10 protein-coding genes are annotated in these 22,044 nt (G+C 36.3%); 7 read left to right on the top strand and 3 right to left on the bottom strand.

Annotated features, from left to right (window positions below; genetic code table 11):
* Positions 1 to 126: 126 nt before the first annotated feature.
* Together J7S27_05170 and recU are read right to left on the bottom strand one after the other, a co-directional pair.
* Complete coding sequence (locus tag J7S27_05170; GenBank protein ID QTU82690.1) at positions 127 to 2,334, bottom strand: PBP1A family penicillin-binding protein; 2,208 nt, start codon at positions 2,332 to 2,334, stop codon at positions 127 to 129.
* Positions 2,335 to 2,344: 10 nt separating this feature from the next.
* Positions 2,345 to 2,944 (bottom strand): Holliday junction resolvase RecU, encoded by a 600-nt coding sequence (gene recU / locus J7S27_05165; GenBank protein ID QTU82689.1) that lies wholly within the window; start codon positions 2,942 to 2,944, stop codon positions 2,345 to 2,347.
* 119 nt (positions 2,945 to 3,063) lie between these two features.
* Between recU and J7S27_05160 the strand changes: the two genes are divergently transcribed.
* Positions 3,064 to 3,747, top strand: coding sequence for a ribonuclease III (locus J7S27_05160; protein QTU82688.1), 684 nt, complete (start codon positions 3,064 to 3,066; stop codon positions 3,745 to 3,747).
* Positions 3,748 to 3,752: 5 nt separating this feature from the next.
* Entirely contained in the window at positions 3,753 to 7,307 is a 3,555-nt protein-coding gene (gene smc, locus J7S27_05155) for a chromosome segregation protein SMC (GenBank protein QTU82687.1), read from the top strand.
* Positions 7,308 to 7,393: 86 nt separating this feature from the next.
* On the opposite strand, the gene J7S27_05150 is transcribed toward smc, so the two are convergent.
* Positions 7,394 to 8,545: an iron-containing alcohol dehydrogenase gene (locus J7S27_05150; protein ID QTU82686.1), complete on the bottom strand. Its 1,152-nt coding sequence runs from the start codon at positions 8,543 to 8,545 to the stop codon at positions 7,394 to 7,396.
* A gap of 352 nt (positions 8,546 to 8,897) precedes the next feature.
* Between J7S27_05150 and J7S27_05145 the strand changes: the two genes are divergently transcribed.
* The 5 genes from J7S27_05145 to J7S27_05125 all read left to right on the top strand — a co-directional run bounded on the left by J7S27_05145 (position 8,898) and on the right by J7S27_05125 (position 22,044).
* On the top strand, positions 8,898 to 9,098 hold the full coding sequence (locus tag J7S27_05145; GenBank protein QTU82685.1) for a cold-shock protein: 201 nt from the start codon (positions 8,898 to 8,900) through the stop codon (positions 9,096 to 9,098).
* Between the two features lie 111 nt (positions 9,099 to 9,209).
* Positions 9,210 to 9,974 (top strand): type I methionyl aminopeptidase, encoded by a 765-nt coding sequence (gene map / locus J7S27_05140; GenBank protein ID QTU82684.1) that lies wholly within the window; start codon positions 9,210 to 9,212, stop codon positions 9,972 to 9,974.
* Positions 9,975 to 9,976: 2 nt separating this feature from the next.
* Positions 9,977 to 10,984 (top strand): UDP-glucose 4-epimerase GalE, encoded by a 1,008-nt coding sequence (gene galE, locus J7S27_05135; GenBank protein QTU82683.1) that lies wholly within the window; start codon positions 9,977 to 9,979, stop codon positions 10,982 to 10,984.
* 347 nt (positions 10,985 to 11,331) lie between these two features.
* On the top strand, positions 11,332 to 17,115 hold the full coding sequence (locus tag J7S27_05130) for a discoidin domain-containing protein (protein QTU82682.1): 5,784 nt from the start codon (positions 11,332 to 11,334) through the stop codon (positions 17,113 to 17,115).
* Positions 17,116 to 17,598: 483 nt separating this feature from the next.
* Positions 17,599 to 22,044 carry a beta-N-acetylglucosaminidase domain-containing protein gene (locus J7S27_05125; GenBank protein ID QTU82681.1) on the top strand — a complete coding sequence of 1,482 codons (4,446 nt, stop codon included), beginning with the start codon at positions 17,599 to 17,601 and terminating at the stop codon, positions 22,042 to 22,044.

Below are 22,044 nucleotides of genomic sequence, written 5' to 3'. Positions count from 1 at the left end.
ATAACCAAACAATAAGGGTTCTATGTCACATAGGGGTGACGGCATCAGTCGTCAACCCTAAAAAGCATTTGAAAACACGATAAATAAAAAGGACAAATCGTTGAATGATTTGTCCTTTTTGTCTGGTTAATGATTGGATTGTCTAGTGGTCTCTTGTCGAGTAGACTGTTGTTGAGACGATTCAGTTCGCGTCGTTTGTGGACGTGGTGTTTCGTCGGATTGTTGAGTAGTTGTTGAACTAGACGTTGTTGTTGACGACGATGTAGTTGATGTTGTCGTTGTTGTTTGTTGTGTTGTCCGCATCACTTCGGCTTGTCTAGAACCTTTAACGTATAATTCACTACCGTATTTAACAACACTATCTGGCATCTTCCAGTTTTCATTTTCGGTTTGTGATGCTAAGTAGGTCATGATATGTTTATAAATCATTGATGGATAATAAGACTCTTGTCGACCGACATAGTTTCCTTCTTGCATTGGGTTGTCGTAACCTACCCAAGTGGCAATTGAATAGTTTGGTGAATAACCGACATACCATGCGTCTGGTGCTGCGTAGGTGCTAATATTACCTTTTGTGACAATTGCTAATTGGTCATCTGTATAGTTTGTAGAACCCGTTTTTCCTGCGTGATACAAACCGCTAACCGTTGCGAATGCTGCCGTATTTCCGGGGACACCTTTTAACATGTCGGTAATCATATAGGCTGTAGAATCTTTCATGGCGCGTGTACCCTCACCAACGTACGTAGCGCTTTCGCCGGTAGAGGTGGTGATTTGTCTAATGGTAAATGGTTTATAATAAATACCGCCGTTACTAAATGCTGCATATGCCGCAGACATTTGTAATGTACTTGCTTCAAAACCAATTGCGTTAGATTCAACCAGTTGATTTTTTCCGTCGTTTTGTACGGTCACGCCTACTTTGTTTAGGAAGGCATTAGCATTATCTACACCAACGTCTTTCATGACACGTAGTGCAGTCGTGTTACGAGATTGCACTAACGCGTTGCGTAATGTCATGTTGCCGTAATATTCTTTATCCCAGTTGTATAGAGCAGGGCCGTTTGTATAGTTGATTGGTGAGTCACTGACAATTGTACCTGTAGAATAGTTCAAATATTCAATTGCTGGACCGTAATCAATCATCGGTTTTGATGTAGAACCGACGCTACGATTGTTGGAGATGGCACGATTAATACCGAATTGTACATTTGTATTTCGTCCACCCATCATGGCAACAATGGCACCTGTTTTAGGTGAAATAACCGTTACAGCAGCTTGTATATTGTTGTCTTGCCATTGAATATAGTCGTTTGAATTTAAAATATCTGCTAATTTAATTTGTGCTTTTGTATCTAAATGAGTGTAGATGGATAATCCTTGAGTGTAAGGGTCTAAACTTGTTCGTGTCGCTACTTCAGCAAGCACTTGTTGAATGTAGGCGTCCATAATGAGTTCGTTATTACTTTTTTCAGCACGACGATCAATCATGTCTTGTTGAACAGGTATCGCAATTGCTTCGTCATATTGCGCTTTAGTAATTTTATTGTTGTCTAACATGGCATGTAAAACGATATCCCGTCTGTTTTGTGCATCTTCTGGATGAGCCAATGGATCATATGCAGATGGCGCTTGCACCATTCCGGCTAATAAAGCCGCTTGTGCAAGATTTAATTCAGAGGCGTCTTTACCATAATAGTATTTAGCTGCCGTTCCAAATCCGTACGTGTTATTTGCCATGAACGTTTTGTTTAAGTACAGGGCAAGAATATCTTTTTTCGTATATTCTTTTTCAACTTGCGTTGCTAAATACACTTCTTGAATTTTACGTTCAATGTTACGGTGTTCTTCTCCGGTAGAGAAAACGGATAATTTAACAAGTTGCTGTGTAATGGTACTACCACCTTGAGTAGCCCCGCTTTTTAAGTTTGAAAGTAGTGCACCACCAATACGAATTAAGTCAAACCCGTTATGTTCATAAAATCGGCGATCTTCAATTGAAAGGATAGCATCTTCAATATTTTTAGGAATATTGCTCGGATCAATTAGCACACGATCGTTGCCACCTAGTTTGGTTACAATTTCGCCATCTTTATCATAGATGGTTGACGGTAATGTTCCGATTAATGCATCTTGCGTAATTTTTGGTGAGTTTGCGATAATCGTTGCGGTGTAAATGACAACACCAACCGTTAGCAAAACAAATAGTGTCACAAACGTAATGGCTAATCGTTTTAACCAAACAAGCCATTTCTTTTGTGTTTTTTTAGTGGACGTTTTTTTCGTAGGTGATTGTTTTTGATTTGTTGATTTATTTAAGCGAGATTGTGTCATAATCTCCTCCTTAAAACTTATTATTTTGCGCAATTAACTGATCAATGATTTCTAAATAAGGAATCGTTGGATTAAACCTGATTGGCATTTCGTATCCGTATTTTTCAAAGAACGCCAAAGGAATTGATTTTCTGCCTGAATCACTATGCTGTTGTTTCCAAAAATGAATAAATTCTTGGGCTTTTAATAAAAATACGCGATTTAAACTAGAAAATTTCACAAGAATAAACACAATTCCTTGTTGCTGTAAACACTTTTCCATATGGCTAATTTGGTGTTCGTGAAAATTACTTAATGGAAAAGAGGTTTTATTGCGTGTTTCTTTTGCTTCGAAATCTAAATAATAACCTTTATAGACACCGTTATAATCGGTAGTAGACGCTTGCCTGAAATACGCTTCTTTAATCATCGCGGCTGTACGCTTTGGATAATCGACTTTTACAATTTGAATGGGCGTTGGCTTTTTGTGAATGACCGCAATGCCTTTTTGCAAATAGTAAAGGTTTGATTGATTAATTTGTTCTTCAAATCCCATTCCACGATTGGCATAATAGACGTGTTGATTTTTTTGCTGTTGTGTCGTTGTGCCATTAGGGTAATTGATTGTCATATCGTATGTCCTTTTAAAAATAGATACATTAAAACAACATAATTATACCATAAAATGCGGTATAATCACATTTTGAAATTTAAAATAAACATAGTATAATACACAAGGAGGTAAAAATCATGATAAAAAAATATATAGAAAAACAATTACATCTCTTTTTTGAAGATGATACGCTACTCAAACAAGCGTTTACACACTCTTCTTACGCTAATGAGCATCAATTGTCTGCGTTGAAACATAACGAACGCTTGGAGTTTTTAGGGGATGCCGTCGTTGAAATTGTCGTTTCAGATTATTTGTTCCACAATTTTTTGCAATGGCCAGAAGGTAAATTAACACGATTACGTGCACAGCTTGTTTGTGAACAAATGCTTTCTACTCTTGCAAAGGAATGTGGCTTTGACCAATTAGTGTTGTTGGGAAAAGGTGAAGAAAATAGTGGGGGACGTACACGTCCGTCATTGTTATGCGATGTGTTTGAAGCGTTTGTTGGAGCGTTATATTTGGAAAAAGGAATTGAGGTGGCTCGAGCATTTGTGTTGAGTCAAATTGTTCCTAAAATTAATGATCAAACGCAAAATCCGTTTACGGATTACAAAACGTTGTTGCAAGAGCATTTACAACGTAATGGGAATGTATCCATAGTATATGACATTATTAAAGAAGACGGATTAGCGCATGACAAAACGTTTGAAGCGACGGTTTCATTGAATGGACAAGTCATTGGTACAGGTATTGGGAAAAATAAAAAGGATGCACAGCAACAGGCTGCAAAACAAGCCTATGAGAAAGAAGGGTTTTAGACGATATGCATTTAGAACGAATTGAAATATCAGGATTTAAATCCTTTGCTGATAGAACGGTTATTGAATTTGATAAAGGGGTCACAGCGGTAGTTGGTCCTAACGGAAGTGGTAAAAGTAATCTATCTGAAGCGATTAAGTGGGTGTTAGGTGAACAGTCAGCAAAAAGTTTACGTGGTAAAAAAATGGACGATATTATTTTTGCTGGTTCACAAACACGAAAAGCAACGAATATTGCTGAAGTGACGTTAGTTTTAAATAATGAAGATCATTTTTTACCGTTAGAATTTGCGGAAATTCAAATTACACGTCGGATTAATCGACAAGGGGATAGCGAATGCTTTATTAATAAAAAGCCTTGCCGTTTAAAAGATATTGTGAATTTATTTATGGATTCAGGTTTAGGTAAAGACTCGTTTTCCATTATTTCACAAGGTAAAGTGGAAACGATATTTCATAATAAACCGGAAGATCGACGCGGTATGTTTGAAGAAGTGGCGGGTGTTTTAAAGTATAAAACACGTAAGCAAGAAGCTTCTCGAAAACTAGATAGAACGCAAGAAAATTTAGATCGTGTGGAAGATATTTTGTTTGAAATTGACAAACAATTATTGCCGTTACAACGACAAAAAGAAAAAGCGTTATTGTATCAAGAAAAACGAACCGCATTGAGTAGTATCGATATTGCATTGATGGTAGCTGAAATTGATACAATGTCGCAACAAATGTCGATTACACAAAATGAATTAGCATCGCTTCAACAAGAGTTGACACAGACTAAAACAACGTCGCAAAACAATGATATGGCGTTGGCGCAGCACAAAATTCAATTGAATCAAGTGGATAATGCCGTTGCACAATTACAAGAGAAATATGTAGAAACGGTGCGCCATTTAGAACAAACAACGGGTGAGTATAATTTAGCGAAAGAGCGTCTATCTTTTTCAACGCAGACAAAAGGACAACAAGAATTTGCACAGTTTGAAAAAGAACAAGAAAAAAACAGACTGGAAAAAGCCATTGAGCAAATTGAGCAACAACAAGCTGAGCGTCAAAAAGAATTAGCGGCATTAACGGCTCAAGTGAATGATTTAAATCATCAAAAAACATTGTTGGATGCGCATAGTCAAGAATTAGTTGAAGAACAACGACAATTATATATTGATGCGCTTCAACAACAAGCGCGTTATCAAAACGATGTGCAAACTGCAGAAAAAGAAATACAACATGCCAATAGCCAGATGATGCGTATTCAGCAACGTGAAGACGATTGTAATCGTCAAATTGTTGTGGTATCTACTGAAAAAGCGAAATTGGAAAAACGTTTAGATGAGAGTAAATCAGAAATTGAACGGTTAAATCGTGACTATCAAGAATCGCAATCACAATTAGTCAGTCACCAGCAAGCGTTTAAGCAATTGGAACAAGACGTACAACTAAATGCGCAAAAATTAGCGCAGTTGTCGGCTAGAAAACAGTCTTTACAAGATTTAGATGAAGATTTTGCCGGGTACTATCAAGGGGTTAGAGCAGTTTTAAAAGCACAGTCACAACTAAAAGGTGTGCATGGTTCTTTAGCGCAAATGATTGATGTGCCAAAACCGTATACGGTGGCGATTGATATTGCTTTAGGGGCGAGCTTACAACACGTTATTGTGGATGACGAAAATAGCGCTAAACAGGCGATTGAATTTTTAAAACGCCAAAAATTAGGAAGAGCAACATTTTTACCGATTCAAGTGATTGCAGCGCGTCAGTTATCTAGCGATGTTTTACAAAAAGTGAAGCAAGTGGATGGGTTTATCGGTGTAGCGAGTGAATTGGTGCAGTCAAAACCAGTTTATAAAAATATTGTTGCTAATCAATTAGGTCAAACGATTATATCGAAAAATTTAGATGCGGGTAATCAAATGGCTAAAGCGATTGGCTATCGTCATCGTATTGTGACTTTAGAAGGTGATGTTATTCATGCCGGAGGATCCATGACGGGTGGTGCAACACAACAAAAAGGTCAATCGTTATTATCTCGTTCATCTACTTTAGCTGAATTGAAACAACAAATCGCACAATTAAAAGACAAGCAAAATGAAGCCAAGCAACAATTGTCGCAGTATCAATTGTTGGTGGATGAATGGTCTAAAAAAGTGTCGAGCATTCAACAGTCGGGGACGCAATCTCGATTGTTGGAACGCGAAAGTGACGTATCATTGCAACGTGCCATTGCACAGTTAGCACAGTTAAATGAGCAGTACAAACTTGTGCAAATTGAAAAAGCGGCTCTTTATGATGAATTGAACGAAAGTACGGTCGCATTGGATAATGCGCAGCACTTGTTAACACATAGCCAAAAAACAGTGAAACAAACGCAAGATGATTTGTCGAAATTGAATGTTTCTCAAGAGGAGAAGGCGGAACAGTTAGCGTTGCTGGTGCCAAGATTAAATGATGCGACGATGCAATTGGCGGTAGAAAAAGAAAAAGAGCAAGCGGATAATGAGCAAAAATCGCAATTGAACAAACAGTTGCAACAAGTGATGCATAGTTTAGATGCGTTGATGTCACAATATTCACAAGAAAATCAAACAGCTGAGCAATTGCAAGAGTTGATTGAAAAAACGGCTGAAGACATGGAGAATTTAACGCAATCTAAAACACAATTAGATCAACAGTTAAGTGATCATCGAATCGAAAAAAGTCGTTTAGATGCGTTGGTTGTTGAACTAGAAGAAACACAACGTCAACTGCAAAAAGCGTTAGAAACTGCATTGAAGCAAGAAGGTGTCGTACAAGCGCGATTGGAACGTTACGATGTGAGCATTGATACCCATTTAAATCGTTTATCACAAGAATATAATTTAACGTATGAAGCGGCAAAAGAAGAAAAAGCATTAGAGATGAGCATTACCGATGCGGTTTCGTATGTGTCGCGATTAAAACGTGAAATTGAACAAATTGGGCCTGTAAATATGACAGCTATTGAAGAATACGATCAAGTATTTAAACGATTTACAACGATGTCACAACAACAAGCCGACTTGCAGCAAGCTAAAGAGCAATTGCTTTCTACCATGTTGGAAATGGATAATGAAGTAGCGCATCGTTTTAAAGAAACGTTTTTTGCCATTAAATCTAAATTTGAACAAACGTTTCCTAAGCTGTTTGGTGGTGGTCGTGCAACGTTAGAATTAACGCAACCGGATAATTTATTAGAGTCTGGAATTGATATTATTGCGCAACCACCGGGCAAACGATTGCAAAATTTAAGTTTATTATCAGGTGGCGAAAAGGCATTTACGGCGATTGCATTGTTGTTTGCGATATTAGAAGTGAAGCCAGTACCGTTCTGTTTATTAGATGAAGTAGAAGCGGCTTTGGATGAAGCGAATGTTGGTCGATACGGACGTTATTTAAAAACATTTATTGATCAAACGCAATTTATTGTCATTACGCACCGTAAAGGGACGATGGAAGAAGCGGATGTGTTGTATGGTGTGACCATGCAAGAATCGGGTGTTTCTAAGTTGGCATCTGTTAAATTTGAAGATTATACAATCGATTAATCAAAAGACGAGATAACGTGTTGGTTATCTCGTCTTTTGGAGTAGAAAAAATAGGGTTAATGGCGTATGCCATCAACCCTAAAAGATTATAGACTATTTTTTAAAATGTTTGCGACATCGGTAGTAGTTAGGGTTTCTAATCTGCCGAGTGTGCCATAAAATGTAGCGTGTTCAGCCATTTCTTGAATTTTACTCGTATCGATATTTTTTTGTGATAACGTTGTTGGTGCGCCTAATGATGCCCAGAAGTTTTGTAATGCATCAATACCAGCGATAGCGGTATTTGTAGGCGTGTCTTTTGTAATGCCAAATACATTTTTGGCGAATTTTTCAAATCGTTCAACGTGTTTTGGCATGACGTAACGCATCCAATTTGGCATAACAATAGCTAATCCTTCAGCGTGTGCAATATCGTAGTATGCACTTACGGCGTGTTCAATACCGTGGCTAGACCAGTCTCCACTATATCCCCAACGCATTTGGCCGTTTAAAGCAATTGTTCCACACAACATTAATGTTTCACGTGCGTTGTAATCTGTAGGATTTTGAATAGCAGTAGGTGCAGTTTCAATAATTGAACGCATAACCCCTTCAATCATGCTGTCTTGTACAATGGTGTTAGTGGCTTCGTTAAAATATTGTTCAATTAAATGGCTCATCATATCAACGATACCATTAACTGTTTGATTTTCAGGTAATGTATAAGTGTATGTTGGGTCTAAAATTGAAAATTTTGGAAAGACTAGCGGAGAGCCCCAGCCAAATTTTTGGTGTGTTTCCCAATTGGTGATTACACTACCAGAGTTCATTTCAGAAGCAGTAGCCGCTAATGTTAATACTGTTCCAAATGGTGTTGCTTTTGTGACACGATGTTTTCCGATAACGATGTCCCAAGCTGGACCGTCATAATGTGCGGCAGCTACAATTAGTTTTGTACAATCGATAACGCTTCCGCCTCCGACGGCTAAAACGACATCGATATTATTTGCTTTAATCATATCTGCTCCACGTTGCGCAGTTGTGACACGTGGATTTGGTTCTACGCCAGATAATTCGAATATTTCAAAATCGGCTAATTTTTGGATGATGGTGTCATACAATCCTGTTTTTTTGATGCTTCCTCCACCGTATACCAATAGCACTTTTTTTCCAAAGTGTGCTAATTCTTTGTCTAATTGCTCGATTTGATTTTGACCGAAAATTAATTTTGTAGGATTTTGATAAATAAATTTAACCATAAGTTACCTCTTTTGTTTTGATACAATTAGTTTACAACGTAAAAAATAAAGGTGCAATTAAAAGTGCTTAATAATCCGGATTTTAGATAAGTGATGACGTCAAAAAGGCTAATGACAGCAAAAAAATGAAGAAAAAAATGAAGAAATGGTGTAAAAATCGAAAAAAATAACGAATATTATAATAAATTTTAGAAAAAGTATTCAGTTATATACGGTAATGTGTTACAATAACTATAATGTTTTTTGTTAGGATTTAGGGGTACAGTCAGTGATAACAGATATTAACAACTTGTTCGTACTAACTACAAAGAATAGAATTACTTGTGCATAGCACGAACAGGAGGATTTCCAAATGGAAAAAGGAACAGTAAAATGGTTTAACGGTGAAAAAGGATTCGGTTTCATTACACGTGAAAACGGTGAAGATTTATTTGTACACTTCACAGCTATCCAAACAGACGGTTACCGTACATTAGAAGAAGGTCAAGCAGTTGAGTTTGAAATTGGCGAAGGTGCACGTGGCCCTCAAGCAGTAAACGTTGTTAAATTATAATAAATGTTTCGCCTCCCGAAAGGGAGGCTTTTTATTTGGTGGAATGTCGTGTTATAGAATTTCGTTTGAAAGTTTAGTATAATGTTGAATAGACAAGATAGGAGAATATTTATGATTACATTAAAATCACAGCGTGAAATTGAAGAAATGAAAAAATCTGGACAATTGCTTGCGAGTATTCATGAAGCTTTGCGTACGTTTATTAAACCGGGTTTGACAACTATGGATATTAATAAATTTGTTCATGATAAAATTGTAGAAGGCGGTGGTATACCGGCACAAATTGGATACGAAGGCTATGAATTTGCGACGTGTACAAGTGTGAACGATGAAATTTGCCATGGTTTTCCAAGTAGTAAGCGTGTTTTAAAATCGGGAGACTTAATTAAGGTCGACATGTGCATTGATTTAAACGGTGCAATGTCTGATTCGTGTTGGAGTTATGTTGTCGGCGACTCTACACCACAACTTGAAAAATTAATGGCGGTTACACAAAAAGCACTTGAACTCGGTATCGCTCAGGCGAAAGTGGGCAATCGTATTGGAGATATTGGGCATGCGATTCAAACGTATGTTGAAGGCGAAGGGTACGGTGTTGTTCGTGACTTCATCGGGCACGGTATCGGTCCAACAATTCATGAAGGGCCACAAGTGCCACATTATGGTCAAGCGGGGAAAGGATTACGTTTAAAAGAAGGTATGACGATTACGATTGAACCCATGGTGAATACGGGAACATGGAAAATGAAAATGGACGACAACGGTTGGACGGCGCGTACGCAAGACGGTGGGTTAAGTTGCCAATATGAGCATACGTTAGCCATTACTAAAGATGGTCCAATTATTTTGACGCAACAATCTTTTGAAGGAGAATAATGATGAGTATTTTAGTCACAGGTGGAACGGGATATATTGGTAGCCATACAGTTGTTGAGTTGATTGAACAAGGTAATGATGTTGTTATTGTCGATAACTTAGTCAATAGTAGTGTCATTGTTTTAGATAGAATCGAGCAAATCACAGGGAAAAGACCAAAATTTTATGAAGTGGATGTATGCCATTATGATGAATTAAATGCCGTATTTGAAAAAGAAAACATATCAGCAGTTATTCATTTCGCAGCGCATAAAGCAGTCGGTGAGTCTGTTCAAAAACCAACGCTATACTATCGTAATAATTTAGATGGATTGGTGACTTTGATTGATGTGATGAAAGCACACGATGTGAAGAAAATTGTGTTTAGTTCTAGCGCGACTGTTTATGGATCAACAAATGAAGCGCCGTATTTAGAAAGTATGCCAATTAGTTCGGCAATGAGTCCTTATGGTAATACAAAAGTGATGTGTGAACAAATTTTAAAAGATGTGCATGCTTCCGATAATGATTGGGAAGTGACGTTGTTGCGTTATTTCAATCCAATTGGTGCGCACGAAAGTGGCTTAATCGGTGAGGACCCTACGGGTATTCCGAATAACTTGATGCCTTTTATCGCTCAAGTTGCCGTTGGAAAATTAAAACAATTGAGTGTATTTGGTGATGATTATCCAACGCCGGACGGGACGTGTGAACGTGATTACATTCACGTTGTTGATTTAGCCAAAGGGCACGTAAAAGCTTTAAATTATATTAAAGCAGGTGTTTCGATTTATAACTTAGGTTCGGGTGTTGGAACGAGCGTTCTGGAGTTAGTGCGTGCGTTTGAAAAAGTGAGTGATGTCAAAATCAACTACACGATTGCACCACGACGTGCCGGAGATTTAGCGGTCATCTATGCCAATACAGACTTGGCGTTCAAAGAATTAGGTTTTAAAACGGAAAAAACAATTGAAGACATGTGTCAAGACACATGGAGATGGCAAAGTCAAAATCCACAAGGGTTTAGATAATTGTATGTTGTATGAATATTAGCATCGTTCGTAAAAATGAGCGATGCTTTTTGTGCTATGTCAAAAAGTCGTGGTAACGAAAAAAATAATGGCTATTTAAAATTTTTTATCGCTTTTTGTGGTCAAACAAACGATAAAATTTATGTTTTAACAATAAAAAAGATGACGATTGTTTTAGGTTTATCCTAATTTATTTGGTGCTAATTTTTGTAGAAAACAATTGACAGATTTAATATATCAATTTAATATAATATATAGAAAGAATCGGTTTTAAAGCGATGAAATGGGGGTGTGGCTTTTTAATTTCCGAAAAAATGTAAGCGTTTAAATAATAAAGGGGGAAAAATATGGTAAACACTATAAAAACTAAAAAGTATACAAAAACACTTTTTACAATTAGTTTATGTTCTATGGTTTTAGCATCTGTTGCGCTAAACCAAAATCATCAAGCTATGGCTGTTGAAATGACACCACCAAGTAGTGTGTCTTCTAGCGATAACAGTCGTTATTTAGATTGGACTGCGACATCAGCCATTAAAGGAAAAGCAACCGTTAAAGAGGAAGACGGTGTTCGTTATAACGTTTTAGAGCCATCTAACACAAACGATAATGGTGCTAATATCGCTGTTTTTGAAAAAAACGGTTTGCAAGTTGATGAACAAGGAAATGCTACCGTTGGACTAACGTTTATTGAACAATCAGAAACAGGACATGGTCGTTTTGGTGTGTTATTACGTTACAAAAATCCAAATAATTTTATTTTTGTTGGGTATGATAAACAAGGATGGTTTTGGGAATATAAAGTATCCGGTGTTGGTAACTGGTATAGAGGAACACGTGTGCCAGCGCCTGCAAAAAATTCAAAAAATGAGTTAGTTGTCAGTTTAAAAAGTGATGGGCAATTAAATGCGACTGTCAATGGAAATAATGTCATCAATACAGAAGTTATGCCAGCAAATGTGTTAAGTGCTTTACAAGACAGCAGCAAAGTGGCGTTAAAAGTCGGTAAATTTAATAGTGAAGTGACGAAGGTCGCGATTAAAACGGATAATCAAGATGATTTGACTGTACAACCGGATAATAACAGTTCTGTATCAGTAGGAACGTCTGTTGCTGATACCGATGCACAAGCACAATATGACACCATAACATCTGGAACGCTTGATGTTAAATTAGATCGTGCCTTTCCACGTATTCGTGAATATACATTGGACGGTGAGCATTTACAAGGACAAGTTACAGCAACCAATACACTACGTATCAATGGGCATAGTTTGACACCACAAGTAGCGTATGAAAAAGTGGGTCAAGATAAAGCTGTTTATACAATGACGCTCAAATCAGAAGAACACATGGTTGATGCTGTTATTAAAGTTCAAATCAGGGTAGAAAATAACATTGTTCACTATGATGTGATTGATATTGACAATCATTATGATGTTGTTGCAGGACAACAAATAGATGATGTTAGAAAACTCATTCAAACGATTGATATCCCAGGTTACTTTGTTTCTGTATCAAGTGCCAATGAACAGTCCGCTTTTGCAGGGGCTAGAATGTCAGTGAATACACATGAAAAAGGAGACGTGTACTATAATCCATCACAATTAAAAACAGCTGATGATTTTGAACGAGGATTTATGTATGGGTTTGTCTCTGATAATCATTTAGCAGCTGGTGTATGGAGTAATTCTCAATATAGTTTTGGTGGCAGTAGTGATGATTATACACGTTTACGTGTTTCAAAACATAATGCTGATTCACAAGCGTATGTGGGTATTGGTAGTTCACCATTTATTTATCAAAAAGCACATGCTGGTAAAGTGTATCATCAACGAACATTTGTGTTGCCAAGTGCCAAAATTGTTGTTACAAAAGATCGAAATAATGACAACACAATCGACTGGAAAGACGGTGCAATTGCCTATCGTGACATTATGAATAATCCGGTAGGGTATCAAAGTGTACCAGATTTAGTAGCGTATCGTATTGCTATGAACTTTGGTTCTCAAGCTCAAAATCCATTTTTAATGACATTGGACGGTATTAAAAAAATTGCCTTACATACAGATGGTTTAGGACAATCTATTTTACTAAAAGGATATGGTAGTGAAGGGCATGACTCTGGTCATTTGAACTATGCCGATATCGGAAAACGGATTGGTGGGGTAGAAGATTTCAAAACATTGATTGCTGAAGCGCAACCTTTCGGTGCGAAATTAGGGATTCACGTGAATGCTTCAGAAACGTATCCAGAATCTCGTTATTTCACAGAAGATCGATTAATGAAAACGGCTAATGGTGAATATAGCTATGGTTGGAACTGGTTAGACCAAGGTATTAATATCAACGCAGCGTATGATATGGCAAATGGTCGTGCCAATCGTTTCCAAGATTTAAAAAATGTTCTCGGAGACGGATTAGACTTCATTTATGTCGATGTTTGGGGGAATGGACAATCTGGAGATAACAATGCGTGGGCAACGCATATGTTGGCAAAAGAAATCAATGAATTAGGTTGGAGAGCAAGCTTTGAATGGGGTTATGCAGGTGAGTATGACTCAACGTTTCAACATTGGGCAGCTGATTTAACATATGGTGGGTATCGCTTAAAAGGTATCAATAGTGATATTGCTCGATTTATTCGTAACCATCAAAAAGATTCATGGGTCGGCGATTATCCAGCCTATGGTGGTGCTGCCAATTATCCATTACTTGGTGGATACAGCATGAAAGACTTTGAAGGTTGGCAAGGAAGAAGTGACTATCGCGGCTATATTACAAACTTATTTGCTAACGATGTCATGACAAAATATTTCCAACATTTTACCGTATCCAATATGACTTTAGGAAATCCTGTAACCATGACGGATAATGGGGCGACATATTCTTATACACCTGAAATGTCTGTTACATTGACCGATTCACAAAATAATAATCTTGTGATTACGAGAAAATCAAATAACGTTTCTAGTCCTGAATATAGACAACGGACGGTTGTGTTAAATGGACGTACAATCCAAGATGGTTCAGCTTATTTAGTGCCTTGGAATTGGGATGCTAACGGAAATCCATTAGCAGAAGATAAACAAAAAATGTATTACTTTAATACACAATCAGGTGCAACACAATGGCAATTGCCAGATGATTGGCACGTTGATCACGTATATCTTTATAAACTAACCGATCTTGGAAAAGTGGAAGAGAAACAAATTGCTGTACAAGATGGAGCTATTTCATTAAATGAATCAGCAAACCAACCATATGTCCTATACCGTACACCACAAAAAAATGTGGAAGTTGCTTGGAGTACCGGTATGCACCTTGTTGACCAAGGATTTAATAGTGGGTCATTATCTCAATGGGCGATATCTGGAAATAAAGCGTCTGCTGAAATTGTACGTTCTCAAGGGGATAATCCAATGTTACGTCTGTCAGGAAATCAAGAAACGGTTTCTTTAACACAACGCTTAACAGGATTAAAACCAAATACAACGTATGCTGCATATGTCGGAGTAGACAATAGAAGTGATGCGAAAGCGTTCATTCGTGTAAACACCGGAGAAAAAGAGGTCGAAAATTATACGAAACGTTCAATTGCGTCTAACTATATTAAAGCTTATGCACACAATACATGGTCACAAAACGCTACAATCGGTAATAGCAGTTTCTTCCAAAATATGTATGTTTACTTTACTACTGGAGATAATGTCGATAATGTGACGTTAACGCTAGCCAAAGAAAGTGGAGACGGTGAAACTTATTTTGACGATATTCGTGTTTTTGAAAATCAATCCACGATGTATGGCGACTCACATGATTCTACAGCGAATAAAGTCTTTAAACAAGATTTCGAAAATGTCGCACAAGGTATTTTCCCATTTGTTATTGGGAACGTTGAAAATGTTGAAGATAATCGTACACACTTATCTGAAAAACATGAACCATACACACAAAGAGGATGGAATGATAAAAAAATCTCTGATGTTATTGACGGAAATTGGTCATTAAAAACAAATGGATTAAGTGGCCGTAATAAATTAGTGTATCAAACCATTCCGCAAAACTTTAGATTTGAAGCAGGTAAAACGTATCGTGTGTCATTTGACTATGAAAGTGGTAGTGATAACACCTATGCCTTTGTTGTTGGTAATAGAGCATATGAAAATCCAAACACTTTATCTAAACAAACACCATTAGAAAATACATGGGTTGATAGTGATACAGCAAAACGTGCTTCGTTCCTTGTTACAGGAGATGAATCTGAAAATACATGGATTGGTATTTTATCAACAAGTACAGCGGGTGATACGAGGGGAGATACCGGAAAAGCAATTAACTTTAAAGGTTACAATGACTTTATGTTAGATAATTTAGTCATTGAAGAAATTGAATTAACTGGAAAATTACTTGTTGATAACTATGTAAAAGAACACTTACCAATTCCAGAAGGGTATACAACAGATACGTTAAATGCTTATAAAGAAGCGTTATTTGCATTGAATTTAGTGCCTGAAGACATTACGCTTGAACAAGCGCGTCAAGCGATTGCAAAAGTTGATGCCGTATACGATGCACTTGAACCCGAAATCGATGTGATTACATCCGAAGACATTGAAAGCGTAGAAGCACCTTCTCAAAGAGGGGAAGGGATTACGAATGCTTTTGATGGTGATTTATCAACAATATGGCATACACCATGGAATGGTTCATCTATCAATAGACCGGTGACGGTTGTATTAAAAGAACCGAAAGATATTACTGGTTTAGCTTATGTACCACGTCAGTCAGGAAATAATGGTATTTTAAAAAATGTCACAGTGGTTGTTACAGATGATAATGATCAAGAGCATACGTATTCAGCAACAAATTGGGCGAATAATAGTGCTGAAAAATTATTAGAATTTGGCGAAACTGTAAAAGCGAAAAAAATTGTGTTAACAGGAACGCAATCTTATGGGGATCCTAAAAATACATTCCAATCAGCAGCAGAGTTTTACTTCTTGCTACCTGAAAAAGAAGTGCCTGCACTTGATGAAGCACCTTATGAAGCGGCACTTGAAAAAGCAGAATCATTATATGGTGTAGCAGATAAAGTGAATCGAATCAAAGATATCTTTAATTATGCCAAAGAACATGAATTGTTAACGCCGGTTACATTGAATTATTTTGTTGATGCTTTAACACAATTAGAATCCATTCCGGATTTTGTGACAAATGGTATTCATGTGACAATCAACGAAGGTACAGACGGTAAAAAAGTAGCGGTATTTGAAGATGACGATAAAGATACAGATGCAGTCGTTCGTATTCCAGTATCCGGTTTAGCAAATGATGTTTATGCTTTTGTTGTGAAACATGTGGCAAGTGAAGTGGCTAATTTAAAACCGGAAGATCATGATCTTTACGATATGTATTTTGTTGGTAAAAATGGAGAGAAAAAACAAATTACAGAATCAGCTGATGTGACTATTCCAGTTACAAGAGAAGTTGAACATGTATATTACGTTTCTGAATCAGATAAACAAATTGCTGGTGATGTACCATTTACGTTGAATGAAGATAAAACAACGGTGACATTCCGTGTTGAACATTTCAGTCATTATGCAATTGCCTATAAACCAATTCCAAAAAATGATGGTTCAACAGTAGATACAACAACAGAAACACCAGATACATCAAGTACAATGACTGGATCTGCAACAGAAACACCAGATACATCAAGTACAATGACTGGATCTGCAACAGAAACACCAGATGCATCAAGTACAATGACTGAATCTGCAACAGAAACATCAGGTACATCAAGTCCAACAACTGAAACAGGTGCAACAACTGAAACAGGAGAAACAAATACTTCGATGTCAACGACACAACCGGAAAAAATGACGACAACACAAAATCGTCCAAATGGTAATGTCAATGGAGCATCTAATACAAATCAAGATAAACCAAAAATTTCTGTTTCTGTTCATCCTGTAACAGCATCTAATAAAGAAACAACAAACCAAGGAGGAAAAATTTTACCGAATACAGGTGATTCCTCTACTACAACAATTACGATTGGATTGATTGGAACAGTTGTTGGTGCAGTAATGAGTATCGTATCTAGAAAACGAAAAGTTAAATAGACGTATAGCTTAATCATCACCCAAGATATCGTCTTGGGTGATTGGTTATATGTTTTGATATAGAGTACATATAAAAGAAATATAGAATTAGCAATGGTATTATTCATAGTGTTATCTTATATATTATCGATATCGAATATATTGTAAAAACAGCTATAAAATACAAACAAATTCTTTGGTGATTTAAATATTAATGTAAAATAATGCAACGAAAAATGTAACCGCATACAAAAAGTGATTGGTTTATTAAAGCATATAGCCAATATGTAAATCGATAAATCAAATTTAAATAGCTTTTATTGACTAAAAAATCATTCACTTAGAGCAAATAATATCACTGTCTTTAAATAAGATACGACAATGATATGTATGTAAAGAGCCATTTGCCAAATACATTTCAACGCAACACGTTTTATGTGTTTGTCGGAATGCGTTTTACCGTATTTGGATTGGGAAATAGTATTTAAAAAAGGGGGGAAAAAGATGAACAAAATCATAAAATGGATAAGCGCTATATGTGTGATGTTCCTTTGTATCATTGGGTCAAAAACAATACATGCAACAGAAAACACCTATCAATTCTATCCAACAGTACAAAACGCCACTTACCAAGAAGAAAATTTATCTTTAAATAATCAGACGCTTTCACTTTATTTTGGAAATGGAATTGATGAAGAAACAAAAGTTTATGCACGTCAGTTATTGGCAGAACATCATATTGCTTTTCAAGAGGTGACGCAAAAAGTAGATGATGGCATATCGTTAAATGTTGAAATTACAGATACACAAGAAAACTTGTTTAGTCATTGGGATGCTTATTCATTAAACATTAATGCAACAGGTATTCATATTATTGGAAAACATAAAGATGCAGCTTATTTTGGTTTAACAACATTACATCAAATATTAACGCAATCAACAAACCAAACGGTTCGTTATCTTACAATTTCCGATTATGCAGATGTGAAATATCGTGGGTTTATTGAGGGGTATTACGGTATTCCGTGGTCTCATGAAAATCGTCAATCTTTAATGCGATTTGCAGGTCAATTTAAGGCTAATACGTATATTTTTGCACCAAAAGATGACATTTATCATAGTCAACAATGGAAAGCGTTATATCCAGAAGAAAAATTATCGCAAATACGTGAATTAGTAGAAGTGGGTAAATTAACAAAAACACGGTTTGTTTGGACAATTCATCCGTTTATGAGTGGCGCTCGTTTTAATTTTTCACAGTATGAAGAAAATTATAATTATTTAATTAATAAATTTGAACAACTGTATACAACGGGGGTACGTCAATTTGGTATTTTAGCCGATGATGTGGGTTCTATTGATCGCAATCAATTATTACGTTTATTAAATGATATTAGTCAATGGGCAAAAGATAAAGGAGACGTAGAAGATATTCTATTTTGTCCGGCTGGTTATAACACAGCCTTCCAAGGTAATTTTTCAGAAATGAAAAAATTGAATGAAGCACCGGATAATATCCAATTTTTCTGGACTGGCGAAACAGTTGTTAATAGAGTAACAAATCAAACCATCAATCGTTTTAAAACATCTTCTACAACAGATGGGCACCCAGGTAGAGCACCGTATTTTTGGTTAAACTGGCCTGTAAATGATTATAAAAAAAGTCGTTTATTAATGGGTCCAGCTGGCACATTATTAGAAACAGGTGTTACTGATTTAGCTGGTTTAGTGACCAATCCAATGCAACAAGCACAAGCAAGTAAAGTGGGTATTTTTGCTACAATTAATTACGGTTGGAATACACACCATTTTTCTTCTGATGATGTGTGGCATGACGGTATGGCGTATATTGAGAAAAACCAAACAGATGCTTTACTAGAAATTACTAGACATTTACAAGATGTATCTCCAAGTGGACATGGTTTAGTCATGGAAGAGTCAGCAATGTTTAAAGATTTGATAGCATCTTATCAACAAGCCGTAGGGAATGGTACATCTGTAAAAGAAATAGGGGCAGCTTTAATACAAAAATATCAAGTGTTGTATCAAGCGACACAAGATTTTTTAAATGGTGCTGAAAATGAAGGGTTAAAAGAAGAAATGGCACCGTGGGTAAATACACTTGCCAATATTGCGCAAGCAAGTCAGTCGTTTATTGAAAGTGCAATTGCTTTAGAAGATAACAATACAGAAAAAGCATGGTTAGCCTATTCCAAAGCTGTAACGCAAGAAGAATTATCAAAAACACATACTGTACAAAATATTAGTAGTGTAGATAAAGTAGAAGCGGGTGCAAAACGTTTAACGCCATTTATGCAATTTTTAAAAGAAAAAATGGCAGATAAAGTGAAACGAATTGTATTGCCACAAGATGATGACACACCATCTGCACCAGAAGCACCTACGTTGATTAAATCGTCTCATTTCAACAATATTTATCAAGGTAGTGAAGCAAGTATGCTTGATAATAATCCAAATACATTCGTTTGGTACAGTATTGCAGGGAATTCATTACCGCGTGATGCGTATTTAGGAATTGACTTACATGAGGTGTATCGTATTGGAGAAATTTCGTTTTTACAGGGAACAACATCTAATGACGATATTTTTAAAAATGCGGTACTTGAATATTCAGTTGATGGTGTGACGTATCAACCATTTACAGATACACTTTACAATCAAAAAGATGTTCGATACGATGCGACGCAACAAAATATAAAAGCACGTTATATTCGTTTGAAAAATGGTGGCAATACAGAAAAATGGGCTGCCATGAGAGAAATTAATGTGGCAACGGTAGCCAATCAACAGCTTATTGAAACCAACGTTGAGAGCTTAAAAGAATTACCGGCACAACAAACCGCACAACGATTTACATTAAACCCAAAAGCACAAGTGACATTACAACCGAATGAATATATTGGATTGGATTTACAACGTATTCGCTCTTTAAAACGAGTGACTATTGAGCACACTAGTCAATTACCAATTTATGTAGGAATGAACAGAGATGACTTAAAACCATATACATTAGAAACTGTTCCGAATGTACGTTATATTGTGATAAAAAATACAACGGACAGTCCAGTAACATTTGACATTCAACAATTTAATGTCGAAACAAATGATGTTTTACCGTTGAAAGTGAAAGATACAAACTTTACGGATATGGAAAATCCTTTAGCGGCATTTGATGGCGATTGGAATACTAAAGCATGGTTTAAAAATAGTCAATTAGCAGGAAAATATGTTGTGTACGATTTGGGTCAAACGATTACTTTAGACAAAATCAAACAAATTGTATCTGACTCAGAACATGACTATATTCGCCATGGTAAAATTTCAGTTTCTGAAAATGGTACAGATTTTACAGATGTTTTAACATTGGGAGATACTGAAAATGATTTAGAAATTGAAGGTGTTTATCCAGATAGAGAAGTCCAAGTTTTAGGTAAATCTGCTAATGTTAATCATTTACCTGTTCGTTATATTAAAGTTATGCTAACGAAAAATAAAAGCGGTGATGATAAATGGGTACGCTTTAATGAGATTGTGTTAAATGACCGTGAAGAATTAAAAACATCCAATAATCCAACTTTTGATGTAACACCTGCTGTAAGCAATGCTGACAGACCAGAAAACATGGTAGATAAACATTTAAATACAGCTTTTAGAGGCTCACAAGCTGGAGGAGAGTTACATTATCATTTATCACAAACAGCTTTCCATAATACTTTGACGGTTATTCAAAATGATGAAGTATCTCATACAAAAGTAAGCGTTCAAAATCGTGAAGGCTACTGGCAAGAGATTGGTGAATTAACAGGTGGTATCAATACATTTAACTTAAAAGATAAAGGTGATATTGTCACTGTAAAACTAACATGGCAAGAAAATAATCGACCTGTTATTTATGAAATGTATACCACTGATGGCATCAATCGTTTACCATTACAAAACTTATTAAAAGAAATTGCGACTTTAAACGAAAATGATTATGCAGAGGGTTTCCCTGCCTTAATAGAAAAAGTGACTGAGGCAAATCGTGTGTTACAAGATGATGAGGCGACTACAGAACAAATCACCCAAATGGTGCAAGCGTTACAAGAGAAAATCAATCAATTAAAAAAATATCATACATTTACGTCAAATGCATCAACAGATGTGGTAGTTAAAATTCCAGAGGACGACGCTATCAAAGATTTAGAGATGAAAATTGAATCAGCGACAAGTTCAACTTTAGATGAAACACATAAAGAGTACGATTTATATGATATTTATTTCGTGAAAAAAGGAACGACTGAAAAAGTAGCCGTTACACAACCAGCTAAAGTTACATTAAATGTAAAAGAAAATAAAACCGTTGCAGAAATCGTGTATATTAATGAACAAGACGAAAAAGAAAGTTTACCATTTGATGTCATGCGTGAAGAAAATAAAGTTGTGTTCCAAGCGACACACTTTAGTAAATATGGTGTGGTGTATACATCATCTAAACCGGATGAACCAGAAGAAAATAAAACAGAAGGAAATAAACCAGACGAAAACAGACCAGATGAAAATAAACTGGACGAAGTGCCTGTGGAACAACCGAAAGATGAAGCACCAACGACCACAACAAGTCAAACCGAAACAAATCTAACAGAAACAACCACATTAACAACAACGACAAAACAAGAAAAAGCAGAAGACGAAATCACATCTGTAAGTACAAATGTTGTATCAAAAGAAATGACAGATGCAACAATGACAAAACAAAGAGAGCACTTGAGTAGTGACTCTTCACAACAAGTAACAGATAAAAGCAGTACACAAAATAACCGCCAAAAAGAACAATCAAAAGAATTACCGGATACGGGTGAACAAAATCACTGGGTACAGGTAGTTTTAGGTTCTGGTTTATTATTACTAGGTATTGGGATAATACTTTATATACGTCGTAAAAAATAA

Source organism: Carnobacteriaceae bacterium zg-C25 (assembly GCA_017945845.1).
Classification (GTDB): domain Bacteria; phylum Bacillota; class Bacilli; order Lactobacillales; family Aerococcaceae; genus WM01.
The sequence above is the reverse complement of the archived record's forward strand: the minus strand, read 5'-3'. Positions and strand labels throughout refer to the sequence as shown.

What these genes read in the sequence shown, in the direction of transcription:
- smc (QTU82687.1), top strand. Translation starts at nt 3,753, where the DNA reads ATGCATTTAGAACGAATTGAAATATCAGGATTTAAATCCTTTGCTGAT.
- J7S27_05130 (QTU82682.1), top strand. Translation starts at nt 11,332, where the DNA reads ATGGTAAACACTATAAAAACTAAAAAGTATACAAAAACACTTTTTACA.
- map (QTU82684.1), top strand. Translation starts at nt 9,210, where the DNA reads ATGATTACATTAAAATCACAGCGTGAAATTGAAGAAATGAAAAAATCT.
- J7S27_05145 (QTU82685.1), top strand. Translation starts at nt 8,898, where the DNA reads ATGGAAAAAGGAACAGTAAAATGGTTTAACGGTGAAAAAGGATTCGGT.
- J7S27_05170 (QTU82690.1), bottom strand. Translation starts at nt 2,334, where the DNA reads ATGACACAATCTCGCTTAAATAAATCAACAAATCAAAAACAATCACCT.
- J7S27_05150 (QTU82686.1), bottom strand. Translation starts at nt 8,545, where the DNA reads ATGGTTAAATTTATTTATCAAAATCCTACAAAATTAATTTTCGGTCAA.
- J7S27_05125 (QTU82681.1), top strand. Translation starts at nt 17,599, where the DNA reads ATGAACAAAATCATAAAATGGATAAGCGCTATATGTGTGATGTTCCTT.
- J7S27_05160 (QTU82688.1), top strand. Translation starts at nt 3,064, where the DNA reads ATGATAAAAAAATATATAGAAAAACAATTACATCTCTTTTTTGAAGAT.
- galE (QTU82683.1), top strand. Translation starts at nt 9,977, where the DNA reads ATGAGTATTTTAGTCACAGGTGGAACGGGATATATTGGTAGCCATACA.
- recU (QTU82689.1), bottom strand. Translation starts at nt 2,944, where the DNA reads ATGACAATCAATTACCCTAATGGCACAACGACACAACAGCAAAAAAAT.